At 59.7% G+C, this 19,889-nt stretch carries 15 protein-coding genes, 1 tRNA gene and 1 pseudogene; 3 read left to right on the forward strand and 14 right to left on the reverse strand.

Translation table 11 applies throughout. The annotated features are described in order from the left end of the window. Positions 1 to 5: 5 nt before the first annotated feature. Both pfkB and ptsP read right to left on the reverse strand, forming a co-directional pair. A complete protein-coding gene (pfkB, locus tag AC3WTM_RS01510; RefSeq protein WP_102669053.1) occupies positions 6 to 947 on the reverse strand; it encodes a 1-phosphofructokinase in 942 nt (313 codons plus the stop codon). After that, positions 947 to 3,808, reverse strand: a complete 2,862-nt coding sequence (gene ptsP / locus AC3WTM_RS01515) for a phosphoenolpyruvate--protein phosphotransferase (protein WP_102669052.1) — start codon at positions 3,806 to 3,808, stop codon at positions 947 to 949. The genes pfkB and ptsP overlap by 1 nt, the downstream gene beginning before the upstream one ends. Before the next feature lie 290 nt (positions 3,809 to 4,098). Between ptsP and cra the strand changes: the two genes are divergently transcribed. Both cra and AC3WTM_RS01525 read left to right on the forward strand, forming a co-directional pair. Beyond that, positions 4,099 to 5,094, forward strand: coding sequence for a catabolite repressor/activator (gene cra / locus AC3WTM_RS01520; protein WP_102669051.1), 996 nt, complete (start codon positions 4,099 to 4,101; stop codon positions 5,092 to 5,094). 3 nt (positions 5,095 to 5,097) lie between these two features. Further along, entirely contained in the window at positions 5,098 to 5,874 is a 777-nt protein-coding gene (locus AC3WTM_RS01525) for a TatD family hydrolase (RefSeq protein ID WP_102669050.1), read from the forward strand. Between the two features lie 27 nt (positions 5,875 to 5,901). On the opposite strand, the gene AC3WTM_RS01530 is transcribed toward AC3WTM_RS01525, so the two are convergent. From AC3WTM_RS01530 to ampD, 4 genes and pseudogenes are all read right to left on the reverse strand, one after another. Continuing rightward, entirely contained in the window at positions 5,902 to 6,831 is a 930-nt protein-coding gene (locus AC3WTM_RS01530; RefSeq protein WP_404940403.1) for a methyl-accepting chemotaxis protein, read from the reverse strand. Further along, positions 6,808 to 7,899: pseudogene (locus AC3WTM_RS01535) on the reverse strand (methyl-accepting chemotaxis protein); the annotation flags it as partial. The pseudogene AC3WTM_RS01535 and the gene AC3WTM_RS01530, both read right to left, overlap by 24 nt. A 241-nt stretch (positions 7,900 to 8,140) precedes the next feature. Next, positions 8,141 to 8,977 carry a regulatory signaling modulator protein AmpE gene (gene ampE / locus AC3WTM_RS01540; RefSeq protein WP_102669048.1) on the reverse strand — a complete coding sequence of 279 codons (837 nt, stop codon included), beginning with the start codon at positions 8,975 to 8,977 and terminating at the stop codon, positions 8,141 to 8,143. Continuing rightward, positions 8,974 to 9,534: a 1,6-anhydro-N-acetylmuramyl-L-alanine amidase AmpD gene (gene ampD / locus AC3WTM_RS01545; RefSeq protein WP_102669047.1), complete on the reverse strand. Its 561-nt coding sequence runs from the start codon at positions 9,532 to 9,534 to the stop codon at positions 8,974 to 8,976. Before ampD ends, ampE begins: the two co-directional genes overlap by 4 nt. Positions 9,535 to 9,777: 243 nt before the next feature. On the opposite strand from ampD, the gene nadC reads away from it, so the two are divergent. Next, positions 9,778 to 10,626 carry a carboxylating nicotinate-nucleotide diphosphorylase gene (gene nadC / locus AC3WTM_RS01550; protein ID WP_057716471.1) on the forward strand — a complete coding sequence of 283 codons (849 nt, stop codon included), beginning with the start codon at positions 9,778 to 9,780 and terminating at the stop codon, positions 10,624 to 10,626. Between the two features lie 131 nt (positions 10,627 to 10,757). Here nadC and AC3WTM_RS01555 read toward each other — a convergent pair whose 3' ends face one another. From AC3WTM_RS01555 to nusA, 8 genes are all read right to left on the reverse strand, one after another. Beyond that, a complete protein-coding gene (locus tag AC3WTM_RS01555) occupies positions 10,758 to 11,063 on the reverse strand; it encodes a DUF6388 family protein (protein WP_102669046.1) in 306 nt (101 codons plus the stop codon). Positions 11,064 to 11,394: 331 nt separating this feature from the next. Continuing rightward, positions 11,395 to 11,470: transfer RNA gene (locus AC3WTM_RS01560), tRNA-Thr, on the reverse strand. A 147-nt stretch (positions 11,471 to 11,617) separates the two neighbouring features. Continuing rightward, the gene (gene pnp / locus AC3WTM_RS01565; protein WP_007915263.1) at positions 11,618 to 13,723 is read right to left on the reverse strand and encodes a polyribonucleotide nucleotidyltransferase; all 2,106 of its coding nucleotides are present in this window, start codon (positions 13,721 to 13,723) and stop codon (positions 11,618 to 11,620) included. A 206-nt stretch (positions 13,724 to 13,929) separates the two neighbouring features. After that, positions 13,930 to 14,199 carry a 30S ribosomal protein S15 gene (gene rpsO / locus AC3WTM_RS01570; protein WP_015093441.1) on the reverse strand — a complete coding sequence of 90 codons (270 nt, stop codon included), beginning with the start codon at positions 14,197 to 14,199 and terminating at the stop codon, positions 13,930 to 13,932. 117 nt (positions 14,200 to 14,316) lie between these two features. Further along, positions 14,317 to 15,234 carry a tRNA pseudouridine(55) synthase TruB gene (gene truB / locus AC3WTM_RS01575; protein ID WP_102669045.1) on the reverse strand — a complete coding sequence of 306 codons (918 nt, stop codon included), beginning with the start codon at positions 15,232 to 15,234 and terminating at the stop codon, positions 14,317 to 14,319. Positions 15,235 to 15,237: 3 nt separating this feature from the next. Further along, entirely contained in the window at positions 15,238 to 15,639 is a 402-nt protein-coding gene (rbfA, locus tag AC3WTM_RS01580; RefSeq protein WP_007973108.1) for a 30S ribosome-binding factor RbfA, read from the reverse strand. A 159-nt stretch (positions 15,640 to 15,798) separates the two neighbouring features. Next, entirely contained in the window at positions 15,799 to 18,324 is a 2,526-nt protein-coding gene (gene infB / locus AC3WTM_RS01585) for a translation initiation factor IF-2 (RefSeq protein WP_057716474.1), read from the reverse strand. Positions 18,325 to 18,351: 27 nt separating this feature from the next. Continuing rightward, on the reverse strand, positions 18,352 to 19,833 hold the full coding sequence (gene nusA, locus AC3WTM_RS01590) for a transcription termination factor NusA (protein ID WP_007988680.1): 1,482 nt from the start codon (positions 19,831 to 19,833) through the stop codon (positions 18,352 to 18,354). Positions 19,834 to 19,889 lie beyond the last annotated feature (56 nt).

Raw genomic sequence — 19,889 nt, forward strand, 5'->3', positions numbered from 1 at the left:
CCCTCTTATTGTTCTGTCAGGGGACGCACGCGTACACCCTGTTCGAGCTGCGCCAGTTGCGCTGCATCGCCAATGCCGAAACCGATCTGGGTCACTGCCATCGCGGCAATCGCCGTGGCGGTTCGCAAGGTCTGCTCCGGCGTATCGGCACTGAGCAAACCGTGGAGCATCCCCGCCAGCAACGAATCACCCGCGCCCACCGTGCTGGCGACGTTGACCCTGGGTGGCGTGGCATGCAGCGCCGAGCCGACGCTGAACCAGTTCACGCCATCGACGCCATGGGAAATCACCACATGCTCAATGCCCTGGGCATGCAAACGCTCCGCCGCCAAGGCCTGGGCACTGAGCGACACGACCTCGCAGCCCAGCACCTCGGCCAGCTCTTCAGTGTTGGGTTTGATCAGCCACGGTCCCGCTTTCAGCGCTGCACGCAACGCCTCCCCGCTGGTGTCGAGGGCGACGTTCAGGCCCAGGTTCTTCAAGCGCACAATCAACGCCTGCAACCACTGCGCGCTGACGCCCAATGGCAAACTGCCGGCAACCACCACCGCATCGTGCCCCGGCGCGATCTGCTCCAGTCGATCCAGCAGGGCCTGTTGCGCCGCCTCGCTGACCTGCGGCCCCGGCCCATTGATGTCGGTGATGCGACCGTCGCTTTCCGCCAGCTTGATGTTGCTGCGGGTCTCGCCCGGTACGCGGATGAAGGCATCGACAAAACCGCGCCTGGCGAACAACGTTTCAAACGCTTGCAGATTGTCCTCGCCGAGAAAGCCACTGACGGTCAACTGATGCCCGAGGTCCGCCAGCACTTGCGCCACGTTGACGCCTTTGCCGGCAGCGTGGGTGTGCATCACATCGCTGCGGTTGACCTGGCCGGCTTCAAGGCGCGGCAATTGGACGGTCAGGTCCAGCGCCGGGTTGAGGGTCAGGGTGAGAATCCGGGCCATTACAGGGCCTCCACTAGTGCGCGCACTTCATTGGCGCTGCCCACGGCAAGGGCCTGTTGGGCAAGGGTTTGAGTCTGAGTGAAGCCCAGTTCGCGAATTCGCGCCTTGACCTCGGCAATGCTGCGCGCCCCGACGCTGAGTTCGTCCACGCCGAGGCCGACGAGTACCGGCACCGCCAGTGGGTCGGCCGCCAGCTCACCGCACACACCGACCCATTTGCCGTGAGCATGGGCCGCACGCACGGTGATGTCGATCAGTTGCAGCACCGCCGGATGCAAGCCATCGGCCTGGGCCGACAGCGTCGGATGGCCACGATCGATGGCCAAGGTGTATTGGGTCAGGTCGTTGGTGCCGACGCTGAAGAAATCGACTTCCTTGGCCAAGACCGGCGCCAGCAATGCCGCCGACGGCACTTCGATCATGATCCCCAGTTGCAGGTCGGCGACCGGGATTTCCTGGCGCAGGCGTTCGGTCATGTCACGGGCTTGGCGCCATTCGTCGACGCTGCCCACCATCGGAAACATAATCCTCAGCGGCCGGTTGTCGGCAGCCCGCAGCAAGGCGCGCAATTGCGCTTCCATGATCTGCGGACGCTGCAAGGTCAGGCGAATGCCGCGCACGCCGAGAAACGGGTTCTCTTCCTTCGCAATCGGCCAGTACGGCAGAGGTTTGTCGCCACCGACATCGAGGGTGCGCACCACCAGCGGCCGCCCGGCCAAACCGTCGAGAACGCGACGGTACTCGACTTCCTGGGTCGCCTCGTCGGGCGCTTGCGGATGGGCCATGAAAATCAGTTCGGTGCGCAACAGGCCAATGCCTTCAGCGCCCTGCTCCACCGCACTGGTAACGCCGGCACTTTCACCAATGTTGGCGAACACTTCGACGGCGTGGCCATCGATGGTCAATGCCGGTTGATGACGCAGTTCAGCAGCCGCCTTCAAGCGTTGCTCGCGGGTATCGCGTTCGGCCGTGGCGCGCTGCAAGGTCGACGCGTCAGCGTCCACATGCAGACGACCACGCTGGCCATCGAGCAGCAAAGCCGTACCCGGTGCCAGCAGCAACACGCCGGGACCGGCGCCGACCAAGGCCGGAATACCCAGCGCCCGGGCAACAATCGCACTGTGCGCCGTAGCACCACCCCGAGCGGTGAGAATCCCCGCCACGCGAGCCGGGTCGAGACGTGCGACGTCGGAGGGGCCGACCTCGTCCATCACCAGAATGTACGGTTGATCCGGTTCGCTCGGGGTTTCGATGCCGCTGAGCTGCATCAACACCCGACGCCCGATGTCGCGCAAGTCGGCCGCACGCTCGGCGAGCAAGGCATCCTGCAACGCTTCCTGTTGCCGAGCCGCCGATTCAATCACGGCCATCCACGCCGCCTCGGCACTTTCGCCCTGTTTGAGGCGCGTATCGACCTCATCGGTCAGTTCCGGGTCGTCGAGCATCTCTTGGTGGGTGATGAAGATTTCGCGAATGGCTTTGCTTTTGCTGCGCTCGATCAAGCCCTGGATGTCACGGCGTACCTGCGCCAGGGCATGCTGCAGACGTTCACGCTCGATGGCGGCGGACTCACCGCGCAACGGATAGTCGATGGTTTGCAGCACGTGAATATGGGCCGGGCCGATGGCGATCCCCGGAGCGGCTGCAATCGCCTGAACCACGCTGCCAGATAACGGAGCGAGGACCACTTCGGTCAAATCGGCAACGACTTCACGCGCCAGGCTTACCGGCGGCAGCGGTTCGACTTCCTCCCCGAGGCCTTCTTCGATGGCGGCCAACAAGGCCGGCAGCGCATCAGCCGCGATGCCCGGTTCGGCGATGATTTCCAGGACCTGTCCCCGACGGGCGCCGAGGCTGAGCAACTTGCTCAAGCTCTTTACCGACACCGCACTGTCATGGCCATCGACGATGCGTACGCGGATGTCACCTTCAAAACTCTTTGCCAGTTGCGCGAGGATTTTCGCCGGGCGCGCATGCAAACCATGAGCGTTGGCCAATGCAATTCGCGCGCTGGGCCAGTCGGCGGGCACTTCACCACCGAGCACTTCGAGGACCTTGCGGCTGCTGGTGGCGCGCCCCAACTCATGGCCACGCCCTTCGATCAACAACGCGCACAGGCGTTCAAGCAGGGTTTGATGGGCCTCACCAAGGCTGGCCAGGCAGAACAGCCCAGTGAGTGGCTGGCCGAGATAACGCAGCGGTCTGTCCGGGGTGACGAAGGCCAGGCCCGGACGCTTCACCGTCTGCTCGCTGTGCAGCCACCACAGGCCATCGCCCAAGGGCAGCGCTTCAACCTGCTGCAGCACGGCGGAGAAACCGTTGCTCACGCAGTCGGCCTGCCGCAGCAAACGTGCACCACGCCAGACCAGCTCTTCGAAATCTTCGGCCGCCACACCGAGGCCGATCATCTGTGCATCCAGCGCCAGCTCCTGCGGCGCGCCTTGCAGCAACTTCAGCAAGGCTTCGGCGGAACCGGCGCGACGCAGGGCCTGGCCCAGGTCAGTCTCGCCGAGGGCGCGGGTGAGCAATTGCAACAGGCGCAGATGTTCATCGGATTTGGCGGCGATGCCGATCGCCAGGTAAACGATATGACCATCGCCCCAGTCCACGCCATCGGGGAACTGCATCAGGCGTACACCGGTGGTGAACACCAGGTCGCGGGTTTCGGGCGTACCGTGGGGGATGGCAATACCTTGACCGAGAAAGGTCGAGCCCTGAGCCTCCCGCGCCTGCAAGCCGGCGAGATAACCCTCGGCAACCAGGCCGTCGGCGACCAGATGCCCGGCCAGCAATTGCAACGCTGCGGACTTATCCACAGCCGATTGGCCCATGGAAATCTGCTCTACAGTGAGCTCGAGCATGCTTTCTCCTTTTTGGCGCCTTGGGGCACCAGGTATTGTTTTGAATGAGTCAGCTTAGGCGCTTGGTCATCGCTTTTGGCGGTTTCACGGCAGAACCGGCCAAAGGCGCCTAAAACGTAGAAAATACACCTGCTGAAACGTTTAATCTATATCGATTGGCACGTTACTCGAAATTGGCCCATCCTTGAAGTCCAACTTGTCGGATGCGTTGCGACAATGGTCGCCTGCCTTAATCGGTTAGGATTGACGAAAATGTCGAGGCAATCTCGAAAAAACAAGGAAACAGCGGGTTGAAACTCAGTGATATCGCCCAGTTGGCCGGTGTGTCCGTCACCACCGCCAGCTATGTCATCAATGGCAAGGCCGAACAACAGCGCATCAGCAGCGCTACCGTCGAACGCGTGCGCGCGGTCGTCGAACAACATGGCTTCACGCCTAACCCACAGGCCGCCGGATTGCGCAGCCGACACACCCGCACATTGGGGTTCATTCTGCCGGATCTGGAAAACCCCAGTTACGCGCGAATCGCCAAATTGCTGGAACAAGGTGCGCGGGCCCGTGGTTATCAGTTGCTGATCGCCAGTTCCGACGATGCGCCGGACAGCGAACGGCAATTGCTGCAGTTGTTCCGCGCCCGGCGCTGCGACGCACTGATCGTTGCCAGCTGCCTGCCGCCCGGCGACGACAGCTATCGCCAATTGCAGGCCAAGGGCATTCCGATCATCGCCATCGACCGGGTCATGGAACCCGAGCATTTCTGCTCGGTGATCAGTGACGACCGCGAGGCCAGCCTGCAACTGACCCGCAGCCTGCTCGATCCATTGCCCAAACAGATCGCGCTGATCGGCGCCCGCCCGGAGCTGAGCATCAGCCAGGAACGTTGCGCCGGCTTCAAAGAGGCGCTCGCCGGGTTCAACGGTGACGTGTTGATTGAAGAAGGCGAATCCTTCAGCCGCGAGTGCGGCAAACAATTGATGGAAGAATTGCTGCAGCGTCTGGGTCATTTGCCCGATGCCCTGGTGACCACATCCTACGTGCTGCTTCAAGGCGTATTCGATGCGCTACACGACTTCCCGCTGAAAAACCGCCCGCTGCGCCTCGGCACGTTCGGCGACACTCAGTTGCTGGACTTCCTGCCGCTGCCAGTCAACGCCATGGCCCAGCAGCACCAGTTGATCGCCGACAAGGCCCTCGCGCTGGCCCTGGCCGCCATCGAGCAGTCGGACTACCGGCCCGGTGTGCAAGCCATTTCGCGCACGTTCAAGCAGCGTATTCGCCAGGACTGAACCGTGGAGCTGATCGACACCCACACTCATCTGGATTTTCCGGACTTCGACGCCGACCGTCAGGCACTGCTGGCCGAAAGCCACGCCCTCGGGGTGCGGCGGATCGTGGTGCTGGGGGTTTATCAGGCCAATTGGCAGCGGGTCTGGGAGCTGGTGCAAAACGATCCCGACCTGCATGCGGCGTTCGGTTTACATCCGGTGTATCTGGACGATCATCGCCCTGAAGACTTGAGCGAACTCGGCGATTGGCTGACCCACCTGGCTGGCCATCGGCAATTGTGCGCAGTGGGCGAGATCGGCCTGGACTACTTCATCGAAACCCTCGACCGTGAGCGCCAGCAGGCATTGTTCGACGCACAGCTGCAACTGGCGGCGGACTTCAATCTTCCAGCACTGATCCATGTGCGGCGTAGCCATGCGGCGGTGATTGCCACGCTCAAACGGTTTCGCCTGAAACGGGCCGGCATCATCCACGCCTTTGCCGGCAGCCAGGAAGAAGCCCGGGAATACATCAAGCTGGGTTTCAAACTCGGCCTGGGGGGCGCCGCGACCTGGCCTCAAGCGCTGCGCATGCACCGAGTACTCGCCGAGCTACCGCTGGATTCTGTGGTGCTGGAAACCGACGCCCCGGACATGGCACCCGCCATGTTCCCCGGCCAACGCAACAGCCCCACGCATCTGCCCGCGATCTGCGCGGCACTGGCCGACATCATGGCGATCAGCCCCGAGCAATTGGCTGCCGCCAGTACGGCTAATGCCTGCGAGTTGTTCAACTGGTGAATCAGATCCTGTGATATCAGGCGACTGCTACACCCGGAATGCGCTGATCAACTGTTTCAACTCCACGACCTGGGCCGACAACGCCCGGCTGGCATCTTCGGTCTGATGCGCCCCCTCAGCGGTGCGCTCGCCAGCGCGATTGATCTCGACGATGTTCTGGTCGATGTCGTGGGCCACGGCGGTTTGTTGCTCCACTGCGGCGGCAATCTGCTGGTTCTGGTCAACGATCATGCCGACCGCTCCCAAGATGTTTTCCAGCGCCCGCTGGACCTTTTCCGACTGCCCGACCGTGCCATTGGCCATTTCATGGCTGGTGCCCATGGCTTTTACCGCCGCGCCGACACCGCCATGTAGCCTGGCGATCATCTGCTCGATTTCTTCGGTCGATTGCTGGGTTCGTTTGGCCAGGGTCCGGACTTCGTCGGCTACCACGGCGAAACCACGGCCCTGCTCACCGGCCCGTGCCGCCTCGATGGCGGCATTGAGCGCTAGCAGATTGGTCTGCTCGGCGATGCTCTTGATCACTTCGAGCACACGGCTGATGGACTGGCTGTCGCTGGCCAGTTGGTTGATCACCAGTACCGATTGATCGATCTCGCTGGCCAGCGCGGCAATGCTGCCTTGCTGCGACTCCACCAGGCCACGACCACTGATGGTCTCATCGTTGACGCTGTGGGCGCTGTTCACCGCCGCGGCGGCACTGCGCGCCACTTCCTGAGAAGTGGCCGACATCTGGTTCATCGCCGTTGCCACTTGTTCGATCTGCGTGCGCTGCCCGGCGACGGCCTGGTTGCTTTGCGCGGAAACGCTTTCCACCTGGCCGGCCTGACGCTCGACTTCGCTGACGGTCTGCCCCACCCGCTCGATCAGGTCATGGATCTTTTTCACCGTGCCGTTGAACACTTCGCCCAGCTCCCCCAGCTCATCGCGGCTGTGGGCGCTGAAGGTCACGGTCATGTCGCCGGCCGCCACCTTGTCCATCACCGCGCCCAGGCGCTTGAGCGTGGTGCGGGTCGAGGCATAGAAAGCGCCGTAGAGATAAAAGATCAACACAAAGACGACTGACAGCGCCACGGCCTGCAAGACCATGTGCGTGCGATTCTGCTCAAGTCGCTGCTGCAATTGCGGGCCGAGATACTTCAGGACCGCTTCGTTGAGTTGGTAGGTCTGGTCCATCAGGGCGCTGACCTGATCGTAAAAGCCCTGCCACGGCGCGTCGAGGGTATCAGCCATGACCACTTGTTCTTCGAACAGCTCGCTGGCTTTCTTCAAGGATGCCCGGCTGCTATCGGCCTGAGTAGCCAGGGTCTCACGCGCAGCGTTGCTGGAACCCAGGGCATCCTGCAACTTCAGGCCATACTCGGCCTGGAGCTTTTCAATCTGCGCCAGCAATTCATCGAAACGGGTACTCGAAGCCGAGTTGATGAATCCCTGCCCCAACGAATAAGACCCCATTGCCCGACCTTCGCCTAGGATCTGGGTGACCCTTGGCGTGACGAGGGTGACGAGCTCGCTCAATTGGCGCATGTCGCTCTGGTTGTCGCGACTGAGGCCGGACTGGTTGGTGATGAGCTGGCTGAAAATCTGCGCGCTACCCACCAGCTTGCCGATCAAGGCACTTTTGCTTTGCAGGGAGTTTTCCGTTTGCTGGGCCTTGAACGCGGCGATCATTTCATCGCGTTTGCCATCAAACACCGCAACCTGCTCCGGGTCGCTGGTCATCGCCGTCAGCCCTTGCAGGCGAGTCAGAATATTCTGCTCAAGGGCGCTGATTTTCGATTCAACATTGCCGGCCTTGCCGGATTGGCCGAGGCTGACATTGATCTGCACAAGGTTGTTCAGGGTTTCCAGATCGCGCCGCAACGTCAGGCTGCTGCCCAACAGGTCGAGACTTTGCAGTTCGATGCGCGTGCCCTGGAACTCGCGGTAGGAGTCACGCACCAGATAGAAGTTGGTCACCAGCATCGGCACCAGGAACAGTACGCTGATCAGGCTGAACTTCATACCGAAGCTCAGGCGGTTCATCAGTGCGACAGCGGGATAGAGCAAGCTCTTCACTGGATGTCTCCCTTCAGTTTCTTATTTTTTTTATTGGCAGGCGCAGACAGAAAGCAGATAGCCACTATTCGGCGCTATCTCTGTATAACTTAAATCGGCAGGAGGTTTTGTAACTAAAGGTTAACGACAGAAGTCCGCGAGCGACACGAAGCGAACTCAATGTGGCGAGGGGGCTTGCCCCTTCGCCACAATGGCTCAGACAGCTGGGCTAACGCAGGACCGTCCACAACGCAAACCCGGCATACCAAAGCACCGCCGCACGCAGCAGCAGCGCCCAGATGCGGTCCAGATTGTTGATACCTTCCGCGCCGGTCACCGGTGCCGGAATCTCACCGGCTACCAGCCCGACTTTCACGATCAATTGCGCGGCGCTGATGTTCCAGTTCAGCAGCTCATGCAGCATCACCCGACTGACCGCGACAAAATTGCCGACCAACGCCAAGCTCGCGGCCAGCAGACGCACCGGCAACCAGTCGAAGGCGTGACGCAGTTGCCCGGCGCGCTCGACCACTGCAGGGTTTTTCCCGTGCTCTTCGGCCAGCGCCAGCAACCGATAACTCAGCGCCGCAACCGGACCCAACAGGAAGTACCAGAAAATCACCGCGAAGAAGCTCTGGTAGGCTTCCCACAGCAAATGCCCTTCGACCTGCTCCAGCAACTGCTCGCCATTGTCTGCGCAGATATCCAGATCGCGCTGGGCGACATGGGCCGCCGCTTGCAGGTCCTCCCGACGCCAGGCGTCGCGGAACGGCCCGAGATCGCCCAGTAGATCACCGCGCCCCAGGCTGTAGATGACTACCAGTAAATGGATCGGCAACGCCAGCAAACCGTAGGCCACCGGCTCGATGACGACCAGCAGCAACCCCAGCAACGCCACCGGCAACAAGACCAGTATTGACAGCACCAGCCATGGTCGGTTTGAAAATCGCGGGCTGGCCTCAAGCTTGTTCAGCTCGTGTGTCCAGCCATTGTCACGCTGAACCCGATGGCGCAGGGCCGAGAACTTCTCGATCCACACCGCCAACAGCAACACCAGAAAACTCATCGTCCTTCCTCTTGTGCCAGGGCGGCACGATAGCGTGCCCAGTCGAACGCCGGCCCTGGATCGGTTTTGCGCCCCGGTGCAATGTCGCTGTGCCCGCAGATGCGCTCTGTGGTGATTGCCGTGAACGCCTGTTGCAACTGGCGCGTCAGGGCTGTCAACGCGCGGTATTGCGCGTCGGTGAACGGCAGATCATCCGTGCCTTCGAGCTCGATGCCCACGGAAAAATCGTTACAGGTGTCCCGCCCCTCGAAGCTCGAGACGCCCGCATGCCACGCACGTTCAAGGCACGAAACAAACTGGGTAACGGTACCGTCACGTTCGATCAGAAAGTGCGCCGACACCCGCAAGTCCACGATCCCTTCAAAATAGGGGTGTTCGGTGACATCCAGACGATTCTGGAAAAACTCCTGCACCTTGCCGGTGGCGAACTGCGCCGGCGGCAGGCTGATGTTGTGGATCACCAGCAGGGAAATTTCGCCTGTGGGGCGCGCATTGAAGTTGGGAGAGGGGCAGACACGCACACCCTGAATCCAACCACTCGCGGGGTCCAACTGCATACCGATTCCTTCAACGTCGACTGTATTGGCACAGTATGCCGCGATAATCCCCCAAGACGCGATCACTTGCCGCGTTTGAGGTTGTCGATCTCAAACAGGCGTATGTTCAGAATCGACGACCAACCCCGGTAACGTCAGCGATTCGACCAAATACAGGTGCCAGCGCAAACGTAACGCTCTGATGCCTTGGGTTGGTCGGTGCCATGGCCCTATAATCGAGCCACTTTGTTTGTGGAGTCCGTTATGCCGAATCTACGTCTCGCCGATCTGACCGCCGAAATCGAAGCCAACGTGCGCCGTGCGTTGCATGAAGACATCGGCAGCGGCGATATCACCGCGCAGTTGATCCCGGCCGAACGCCTGGCCAAAGCCACCATCATTACCCGCGACGCGGCCGTCATCAGCGGCACCGCCTGGGTCGATAACGTGTTTCGGCAACTGGACCCGCGGGTGGCGGTGCACTGGCAGGTTGCCGACGGTGAACGGGTGACGCCCAACCAGGTGCTGTTCCACCTCGAAGGCCCTGCGCGCTCACTGCTGACTGGCGAACGCAGCGCCCTGAACTTCCTGCAACTGCTCTCCGGCGTGGCGACCCGCGCGCAATACCTGGCAGACTTCGTGGCCGAGACTCAGGTCAAGCTGCTCGACACCCGCAAAACACTGCCGGGGCTGCGCCTGGCGCAAAAGTACGCCGTGACCTGCGGCGGTTGCCATAACCACCGCATCGGCCTGTATGACGCCTTCCTGATCAAGGAAAACCACATCGCCGCCAGCGGCGGCATCGCGCAGGCCATTGCCGCCGCGCACAAGATCGCTCCGGGCAAACCGGTCGAGATTGAAGTGGAAAGCCTGGATGAACTCAAGGAAGCGCTGGCGGCCGGTGCCGACATCATCATGCTCGACGAACTGAGCCTGGACGACATGCGTGAAGCTGTGCGCCTGAATGCCGGCAAGGCCAAGCTGGAGGCCAGCGGCGGGATCAACGAAAGTACGTTGCTGCCAATTGCACAGACCGGGGTGGATTACATTTCGATCGGTGCGATGACCAAGGATGTGAAGGCGGTCGATCTGTCGATGCGCCTGAGTCTCTGATCACACATATGTGAGTTGCCAAAACTGTAGGAACGAGCTTGCTCGCGATGTACCTGAGAGCGCCATGTTTAACCAGTAAACACGCGTTATCGTTAACGACCATCGCCAGCAAGCTCGTTCCTACATGAGTGTCAGACCACCAGATTGTTCATCTCGCAGTACTCTTCCCACTCGACGCCCAATACCTCGGCAGCTTCCTTGTGCAGTTTCAGCCGTTCGCTCTCGTATTCTTCCGGGGTTGATGTGTACTTGAGCGTCAGTTCCCACGGTTGCAAGCCCTGGGCTTCGGCTTCATCCTCGAACGCCCACTGGATCTGGTCTTTCTGATCATCGGCGGACAAGTCCTTGATCTCGTCCATCAACTCGGGGGCATCCAGCACATACTTCTTCAGCGCTTCTTCGTGTCGGGCTTCCTGGGTCATCTCTTTAACAGTCATGGCGTTCTCGCTGATCTGGGAATGGAAGATGGATCTGGATCTTCAAGGATCTCTCTGACACAAAAAACCGGATCAAGCCCGGTTTATCTGGCCTTCAGAACCATTCTGGATCATCTGAAAACTGCTGGGCGTTGCTCAGGCAGACTCCGAATATAGGACGTTTGGCTGAGGATTTACACGTCTCTTTACATCTCCCAACAAAAAGTTGTGCGCACGATGTTTTGATGGTGGCGGGAACATAAATTCAAACAGCGATCAGGACCGCGGACTCGAGAACCTCAAGCGCAACGTCGAGAACCTGAGCAGAAAGGTGAAATAAGCGAGGGGGATATGGTGCCCGAGACAGGAATCGAACCTGCGACCTTCGCGTTACGAGTGCGCTGCTCTACCGGCTGAGCTACACGGGCGATGGGCTAAACCTAGCACCGAGTTTCGGCAACGGCAACGTCGTCACTCAACTCTGTGATCTACAGACAAAAAAAATGCCCCACCGTTTTCACGGCGGGGCATTTTCTATAACGTTGAAGCGATCAGGCGTGAGGCGTGAGGCGTGATTAAACGCCCGAAGCTTTGGCTGCCGCCACGTCTTTGATGGACAGTTTGATACGGCCGCGGTTGTCCACGTCCAGTACCAGCACTTCCACTTCCTGGCCTTCTTTCAGGATGTCGGTCACTTTCTCAACGCGAGCATCGCTCAGCATGGAGATGTGAACCAGACCGTCCTTGCCCGGCAGGATGTTGACGAATGCGCCGAAGTCGACGATGCGCTCAACCTTGCCGACGTAGATCTTGCCGATCTCGGCTTCAGCGGTGATGCCCAGAACGCGCTGACGTGCTGCTTCAGCCGCTTCCTTGGTTTCGCCGAAGATCTTGATCGAACCGTCGTCTTCGATGTCGATCGAAGCCTTGGTTTCTTCGCAGATCGCACGAATGGTCGCGCCGCCTTTACCGATGACATCACGGATTTTGTCGGTGTCGATCTTCATCGCGATCATGGTCGGAGCGTTGGCCGACAGTTCGGTACGCGACTGGCCAATGATCTGGTTCATCTGACCGAGGATGTTCAGGCGCGCTTCCAGGGCTTGGCCCAGAGCGATTTCCATGATCTCTTCGGTGATGCCCTTGATCTTGATGTCCATCTGCAGCGCGGTGACGCCTTTGGCGGTACCGGCTACCTTGAAGTCCATGTCGCCCAGGTGGTCTTCGTCACCCAGGATGTCGGTCAGGACGGCGAATTTCTCGCCTTCTTTAACCAGACCCATGGCGATACCGGCAACCGGCGCCTTCATCGGCACACCAGCGTCCATCAGGGCCAGGGAAGCGCCGCAAACGGAAGCCATCGAGCTCGAACCGTTGGATTCGGTGATTTCCGATACAACACGGATGGTGTACGGGAACACGTCAGCGGCAGGCAGCATGGCCGAAACCGAACGACGGGCCAGACGGCCGTGACCGATTTCGCGACGACCAGCGCCACCCATGCGACCACACTCGCCTACCGAGAACGGAGGGAAGTTGTAGTGCAGCATGAACGGGTCTTTCTTCTCGCCTTCCAGGGTGTCCAGCAGTTGTGCGTCGCGGGCGGTGCCCAGAGTCGCGACTACCAGAGCCTGGGTTTCGCCACGGGTGAACAGAGCCGAACCGTGGGTTTTAGGCAGTACGCCGACTTCGATGTTCAACGGACGGACAGTCTTGGTGTCGCGACCGTCGATACGTGGCTTGCCGTTAACGATGTTTTCGCGAACGGTGCGGTATTCGATTTCGCCGAAAGCCGCTTTGACTTCGCTGGAAGATGGCTGGCCTTCTTCACCGGACAGCTTGGCAACGACCTGGTCCTTCAACTCGCCCAGGCGAGCGTAACGGTCGGCCTTGACGGTGATGGTGTAGGCCTGGGAGATCGCTTCGCCGAACTCGGCACGGATAGCGCCCAGCAGCTCGGTGGCTTCTGGCGCAGGCGCCCAGGTCCAGGTTGGCTTGGCAGCTTCAGCGGCCAGTTCTTTAACGGCGTTGATCACAACCTGGAACTCGTCGTGAGCAAACAGTACCGCGCCCAGCATCTGGTCTTCGGTCAGCTCTTTGGCTTCCGATTCAACCATCAGCACAGCGTCCGAAGTACCGGCAACGACCATATCCAGGCTCGAAGCAGCCTGTTGCTCGTAAGTCGGGTTCAGCAGGTAGCCGGTGCTTTCGTGGAACGCAACACGGGCAGCACCGATCGGGCCATCGAAAGGAATGCCGGAGATCGCCAGCGCAGCCGAGGTACCGATCATCGCAGCGATGTCCGGATCGGTCTTCTTGCTGGTGGAAACGACGGTGCAGACAACCTGCACTTCGTTCATGAAGCCTTCCGGGAACAGCGGACGGATCGGACGGTCGATCAGTCGGGAAGTCAGGGTTTCTTTCTCGGAAGGACGGCCTTCGCGCTTGAAGAAACCGCCAGGGATCTTACCGGCAGCGTAAGTCTTTTCCTGGTAGTGAACAGACAGAGGGAAGAAGCCCTTGCCTGGATCGGCTTGTTTTGCACCGACTACGGTCACCAATACGCTGACGTCGTCGTCAACGGTGACCAATACTGCGCCGGAGGCCTGACGGGCGATACGGCCAGTCTCGAGGGTAACGGTCGACTGACCGAACTGGAATTTTTTGATTACCGGGTTCACGGTGTCCTACCTTCTTTGTGGCTCTTGGGGGAACTGGTTTCTTGCGAAATTCTTGGGCAATGCCGGGAATCGGCCCGACTGGTTTGTCCAGGTGTTACTCAGGCAAAGCAGGTATCCAGATAAAACTTGAGGCTGGGAGCCTGCCATGCACCGGCGGGAAACCCGCTGGTGCATGACAGACAACCAACCTCTAGCGCAATCGCTTATTAGCGACGCAGACCCAGGCGACCGATCAGAGTCTGATAGCGACCCAGATCCTTGCCTTTCAGGTAGTCCAGCAGCTTACGACGCTGGTTAACCATGCGGATCAGACCACGACGGGAGTGGTGGTCTTTACCGTTGGCCTTGAAGTGACCTTGCAGTTTGTTGATGTTTGCGGTCAGCAGTGCAACTTGCACTTCTGGCGAACCGGTGTCACCAACAGCTTGCTGGTAGTCAGCTACGATTTGAGCTTTTTCTTGAACGTCGAGAGCCATGAGGCAATCCTTTTATCAGGAAACTGTTTCAGAAAAACAGTTTCAACAGGCCAGGGACAAATCCCTGTATCTAAAAATGAGTAGTGACCGTGCCTGTTGACAGCCACCCTCGTCCGGTCATTCTGACCGAATCAGTCGACGCGGCGCGATGCGCCCGTCTTCGCTCACTTCACCGATACCGATGAAGCGACCATTGTGATCCTGTACCCGCACCATGCCGAACTTCGGAGCATCCGGGGCACGTACCGGCTGGCCGTTGAGCCAGTAGAACGCACTCGCTTCCGAGAACTGCAACAGTGGCCAATCCAGCAGGCCGCTGTCCGATGGCATCAGGAAACGATCGACCGCTTCGTTGCCGCCTTCGGCATGTACCGCTTCCAGCTCTTCGAGGGTAACCGTCTGCGCCAGGGTGAATGGCCCGGCCTGGGTACGTCGCAGTTCTGCAACGTAAGCGCCACAACCGAGCTGCTCACCGATATCCTCCACCAGGGTACGGATATAGGTGCCTTTGCTGCAATCCACCGCCAGCCGCGCAGTATCTCCTTCGAAGGCCAGCAATTCCAAGCGCGTAATAGTAACAGAACGCGGTTCGCGCTCCACTACTTCACCTGCACGAGCCAGCTTGTACAGCGGCTGGCCGTCACGCTTGAGCGCCGAGTACATCGGCGGTATCTGACTGATTTGCCCACGAAATTTCGGCAGTACAGCCTCGATATCGGGGCGACCAACGGTCACCGGGCGCTCCTGCAAAACTTCACCTTCGGCATCCGCCGTGGTGGTGGTCTTGCCCAGTTGCGCCAGGGTTTCATAACCCTTGTCGGAATCGAGCAGGTATTGCGAGAACTTGGTCGCCTCGCCGAAGCACAGCGGCAACACACCGGTGGCCAAGGGATCGAGACTGCCGGTATGACCTGCCTTTTCGGCGTTCAGCAACCAGCGAACCTTCTGCAAGGCCGCGTTGGAGGTAAACCCCAGCGGTTTGTCGAGAAGGATAATACCGCTGATGTTACGACGGATACGTTTGACCTGAGCCACCGATTACTCCTTGGTGTCTTCGGCTTCTGCCGCAACCGGATGCTGATTGTCTTCAGCCACTGCGCGCTCGATCAATGCCGACAAATGCGCACCACGCACGACGCTTTCATCGTAGTGGAAGTGCAGCTGTGGAACGCTGCGCAGCTTCATCTCGCGAGCCAACTGCATGCGCAGGAAACCGGCGGCGGAGTTGAGCACCTTGATGCTTTGTGCAATTTCTTCGGCGCTGTCCTGCCCCATCACGGTGATGAAGATCTTGGCGTGACCGACGTCACGGCTGACTTCCACTGCGGTAATGGTGACCAGGCCGACGCGCGGGTCTTTGACTTCACGACGGATCAGTTGTGCCAGCTCACGCTGCATCTGATCGCCGATGCGTTGGGTACGGCTATATTCTTTTGCCATGTCTTGTTACCTGTTACTGCCCCACGGTGAAACCCGTGAGGTCTGAAAGCGGCAAACGCCCGGCCTGACAAAAGCCAGACCGGGCGTTGCGTTTAGAGTCCTGGTGACGAATTGCGCATTTTCATGCGACGCCCCGTCACGGCTCCTGAAGTGCGCGAGTTAGAGGCTGCGAGCAACCTGCACCTTCTCGAAGACTTCGATCTTGTCACCGACTTTAACGTCGTTGTAGCTCTTCACGCCGATACCGCATTCCATGCCGGCACGTACTTCGGAAGCGTCATCCTTGAAGCGGCGCAGGGATTCCAGCTCGCCTTCGAAGATAACGATGTCTTCACGCAGTACACGGATTGGACGGTTACGGTGAACAACACCTTCGATAACCATGCAACCGGCGATCGCGCCAAACTTCGGCGAACGGAACACGTCACGCACTTCGGCAATACCCAGGATGTTCTCGCGAACATCGCTGCCGAGCATACCGGTCAGGGCTTTCTTGACGTCTTCGATGATGTCGTAGATCACGTTGTAGTAACGCATATCCAGACCTTCCTGCTCGACGATCTTGCGCGCGCCGGCATCGGCACGCACGTTGAAGCCGAACAGTACAGCGTTGGAGGCCAGTGCCAGGTTGGCATCGGATTCGGTGATACCACCGACGCCGCCACCGACCACGCGCACTTGCACTTCGTCGTTACCCAGGCCGTTCAAGGCACCGTTCAACGCTTCCAGCGAACCACGGACGTCGGATTTGAGGACGATGTTGAGCGTCTTCTTCTCTTCCTGGCCCATGTTTTCGAAGATGTTTTCCAGCTTGCCGGCGTGAGCACGAGCCAGTTTGACTTCGCGGAACTTGCCTTGACGGAACAAAGCCACTTCACGTGCTTTCTTCTCGTCGGCAACCACGCTCATCTCGTCGCCAGCGTCCGGGGTACCGTCCAGGCCGAGAATCTCGACAGGGATAGCCGGACCTGCTTCCTTGATTGGCTTGCCGTTCTCGTCGAGCATGGCACGTACACGGCCATAGTTCGAACCGACCAGGACCATGTCGCCTTGGCGCAGGGTACCGTCTTGAACCAGAACGGTAGCCACCGGGCCACGGCCCTTGTCCAGACGCGATTCAACCACGACGCCACGACCAGGAGCCGACGGAGTTGCAGTCAGTTCCAGGACTTCGGCTTGCAGCAATACGGCTTCGAGCAGTTCGTCGACGCCAGTACCCATCTTCGCCGAGACTGGTACGAACGGAGTGTCACCACCCCACTCTTCCGACGTCACGCCGTGAACCGACAGTTCGCTACGGATGCGATCGAGGTCAGCACCTGGCTTGTCGATCTTGTTCACTGCAACAACCAGTGGCACACCAGCCGCTACCGCGTGCTGGACAGCTTCAATGGTCTGCGGCATCACGCCGTCGTCCGCTGCAACCACCAGGATCACGATGTCGGTCGCCTTGGCACCACGGGCACGCATTGCGGTAAACGCGGCGTGACCAGGGGTGTCGAGGAACGTCACCATGCCACGGTCGGTTTCAACGTGGTATGCGCCGATGTGCTGGGTGATACCACCGGCTTCGCCAGCAGCAACCTTGGCACGACGGATGTAGTCGAGCAGGGAAGTCTTACCGTGGTCAACGTGGCCCATTACGGTCACGACTGGTGCACGGGAAACGGCCTCGCCTTCAAACTTCAGGGACTCGGCCAAGGAATCTTCCAGGGCGGTGTCGCTGACCAGGGTCACTTTGTGGCCCAGCTCCTCGGCAACCAACTGGGCAGTTTCCTGATCCAGTACCTGGTTGATGGTGGCTGGAGTACCCAGTTTGAACATGAACTTGATGATTTCAGCAGCCTTCACCGACATCTGTTGGGCGAGATCGCCAACAGTGATGGTTTCGCCGATCTTCACTTCACGCACGACAGGGCCGGTTGGGCTCTGGAAACCGTGGGCGTTGCGCTTCTTCAGCTTGGCCTTGCCGCGACCACCACGACGGAAGCCATCGCTTTCTTCGTCGGTAGTACGTGGGGCAACACGTGGAGCCGGAGCCTTTTCCTTGACCGAAGCACGATGCGGAGCGTTTTTGCGCTCGCCATCGCCGCTACCGCGACGATTGTTGTCGTCGGCACGTGGCTTGTCCGGACGGCGCTGTTCGTCGCGCTTGCGGGTATCGGCCGCAGGAGCTGGAGCAGCCGCCACAACCGGTGCGCTTTCGCGAACTGGCTCGGCCACCGCAGCAGGTGCTGCAACAGGTTCGGCTTGAGCGGTCGGCGCAGCAGCAGGCTGGCGACGCGCTTCTTCTTCGGCGCGACGCTTGGCTTCTTCTTCAGCCTTCTGACGAGCAGCATTTTCTACTGCGCGACGTTCATCCAGTTCACGCTTGCGCTCGGCTTCGATTTCTTCCGGGCTGCGCTGTACGAAGACTTTCTTCTTGCGTACTTCAACGCTGATGCTCTTGCTGCCAGCAACACGCAGGGTGCTGGTGGTTTTACGCTGCAGCGTAATCTTGCGTGGTTCTTCCACTTTCGCCTTGTGGCTGCTTTTCAAGTGAGTCAGCAACGATTGCTTCTCACTGTCAGTCACACTTTCTTCGGCGGCGGTGTGCGGCAGACCTGCCTCACGCATCTGCTGCAACAGGCGCTCTACCGGTGTTTTGACCTCATCGGCCAGTTGTTTCACCGTGACTTGCGTCATGCACTTCTCTCCTCAGGCCGCGCCTAATTACTCGAACCAGTGGGCTCGGGCGGCCATGATCAACTTGCCGGCACGATCATCGTCAATGCCGTCGATGTCGAGCAGGTCGTCAATAGACTGCTCGGCCAGGTCTTCGCGGGTAATTACGCCGCGCACCGCCAGTTCCATCGCCAAATCCTTGTCCATACCCTCAAGCGAGAGCAGGTCTTCGGCCGGATGGGCGTCTGCCAGCTTTTCCTCAGTAGCGATGGCTTTGGTCAACAAGCGATCCTTGGCACGAGCGCGAAGCTCGTTGACGATTTCCTCGTCAAAGCCGTCGATGTTGAGCATTTCTTCCAACGGTACGTAGGCAATCTCTTCCAGGCTGGTGAAGCCTTCATCAACCAGCACCTGAGCCAGTTCTTCGTCGACTTCCAGCTCGTCGATGAAGTTGCGCAGGATGTCGCCGGTTTCTGCTTGCTGTTTAGCCTGGATGTCCGATTCGGTCATCACGTTCAGGGTCCAGCCAGTCAACTGGCTGGCCAGACGCACGTTCTGACCACCGCGACCGATGGCCTGAGCCAGATTGTCTGCGCCAACGGCGATGTCCATTGCGTGGGCATCTTCGTCAACGATAATTGCCGCAACCTCTGCCGGGGACATGGCGTTGATCACGAACTGAGCTGGGTTGTCGTCCCACAGGACGATGTCAACACGCTCACCGCCCAACTCACCCGACACTGCCTGGACGCGCGAACCGCGCATACCGATGCAAGCGCCCTGCGGGTCGATGCGTTTGTCCTTGGAGCGAACGGCGATCTTGGCGCGCGAACCCGGATCACGGGACGCAGCCATCACTTCGATCAGGCCTTCGGCAATTTCCGGCACTTCGATGCGGAACAACTCGATCAGCATTTCCGGCGCGGTACGCGACAGGATCAACTGCGGGCCGCGGTTCTCGGTGCGGATTTCCTTGAGCAGCGCACGCAGACGCACGCCAACCCGGAAAGTTTCGCGAGAAATGATGTCTTCACGGGCCAGCAACGCTTCAGCGTTGTTGCCCAGATCAACGATCACGTTGTCGCGGGTAACTTTTTTCACGGTGCCGGAGATGATTTCACCCAGGCGCTCGCGGTAAGCGTCAACAACCTGAGCGCGCTCGGCTTCGCGAACTTTCTGCACAATCACTTGCTTGGCAGTCTGTGCGGCGATGCGGCCGAACTCGATGGACTCGATCTTCTCTTCTACGACGTCACCGACCTTGGCGCCAGGATGCGTTTCAGCAACCTTGCTCGGCCAGGTTTCGATGGCCGGATCGTCCAGGTCTGCTTCTTCGACGACCGTCCAGCGACGGAATGTCTCGTATGCACCCGTGTGGCGGTTGATTTCCACACGTAGATCAACTTCGTCTTCAAAACGCTTTTTGGTAGCAGTGGCCAAGGCCAGCTCCAGCGCTTCAAAAATCACGTTTGCCGGTACGCCCTTTTCATTGGATACCGACTCAACAACCAGCAGTACTTCTTTGCTCATCGTACGCCTCGCCTTTCGCAAGCCATTGGATCCGCGGGATCCGCAGTATCTGGCAC

The organism is Pseudomonas sp. EU05-FHT14B02, from assembly GCF_058791055.1.

Bases quoted from the DNA above. Each gene is read 5' to 3' on its own strand.
- pfkB (WP_102669053.1), bottom strand. From the start codon at position 947: ATGGCCCGGATTCTCACCCTGACCCTCAACCCGGCGCTGGACCTGACC.
- ptsP (WP_102669052.1), bottom strand. From the start codon at position 3,808: ATGCTCGAGCTCACTGTAGAGCAGATTTCCATGGGCCAATCGGCTGTG.
- AC3WTM_RS01530 (WP_404940403.1), bottom strand. From the start codon at position 6,831: ATGACCGTGACCTTCAGCGCCCACAGCCGCGATGAGCTGGGGGAGCTG.
- ampE (WP_102669048.1), bottom strand. From the start codon at position 8,977: ATGAGTTTTCTGGTGTTGCTGTTGGCGGTGTGGATCGAGAAGTTCTCG.
- ampD (WP_102669047.1), bottom strand. From the start codon at position 9,534: ATGCAGTTGGACCCCGCGAGTGGTTGGATTCAGGGTGTGCGTGTCTGC.
- nadC (WP_057716471.1), top strand. From the start codon at position 9,778: ATGCCGAATCTACGTCTCGCCGATCTGACCGCCGAAATCGAAGCCAAC.
- AC3WTM_RS01555 (WP_102669046.1), bottom strand. From the start codon at position 11,063: ATGACTGTTAAAGAGATGACCCAGGAAGCCCGACACGAAGAAGCGCTG.
- rpsO (WP_015093441.1), bottom strand. From the start codon at position 14,199: ATGGCTCTCGACGTTCAAGAAAAAGCTCAAATCGTAGCTGACTACCAG.
- rbfA (WP_007973108.1), bottom strand. From the start codon at position 15,639: ATGGCAAAAGAATATAGCCGTACCCAACGCATCGGCGATCAGATGCAG.
- infB (WP_057716474.1), bottom strand. From the start codon at position 18,324: ATGACGCAAGTCACGGTGAAACAACTGGCCGATGAGGTCAAAACACCG.
- nusA (WP_007988680.1), bottom strand. From the start codon at position 19,833: ATGAGCAAAGAAGTACTGCTGGTTGTTGAGTCGGTATCCAATGAAAAG.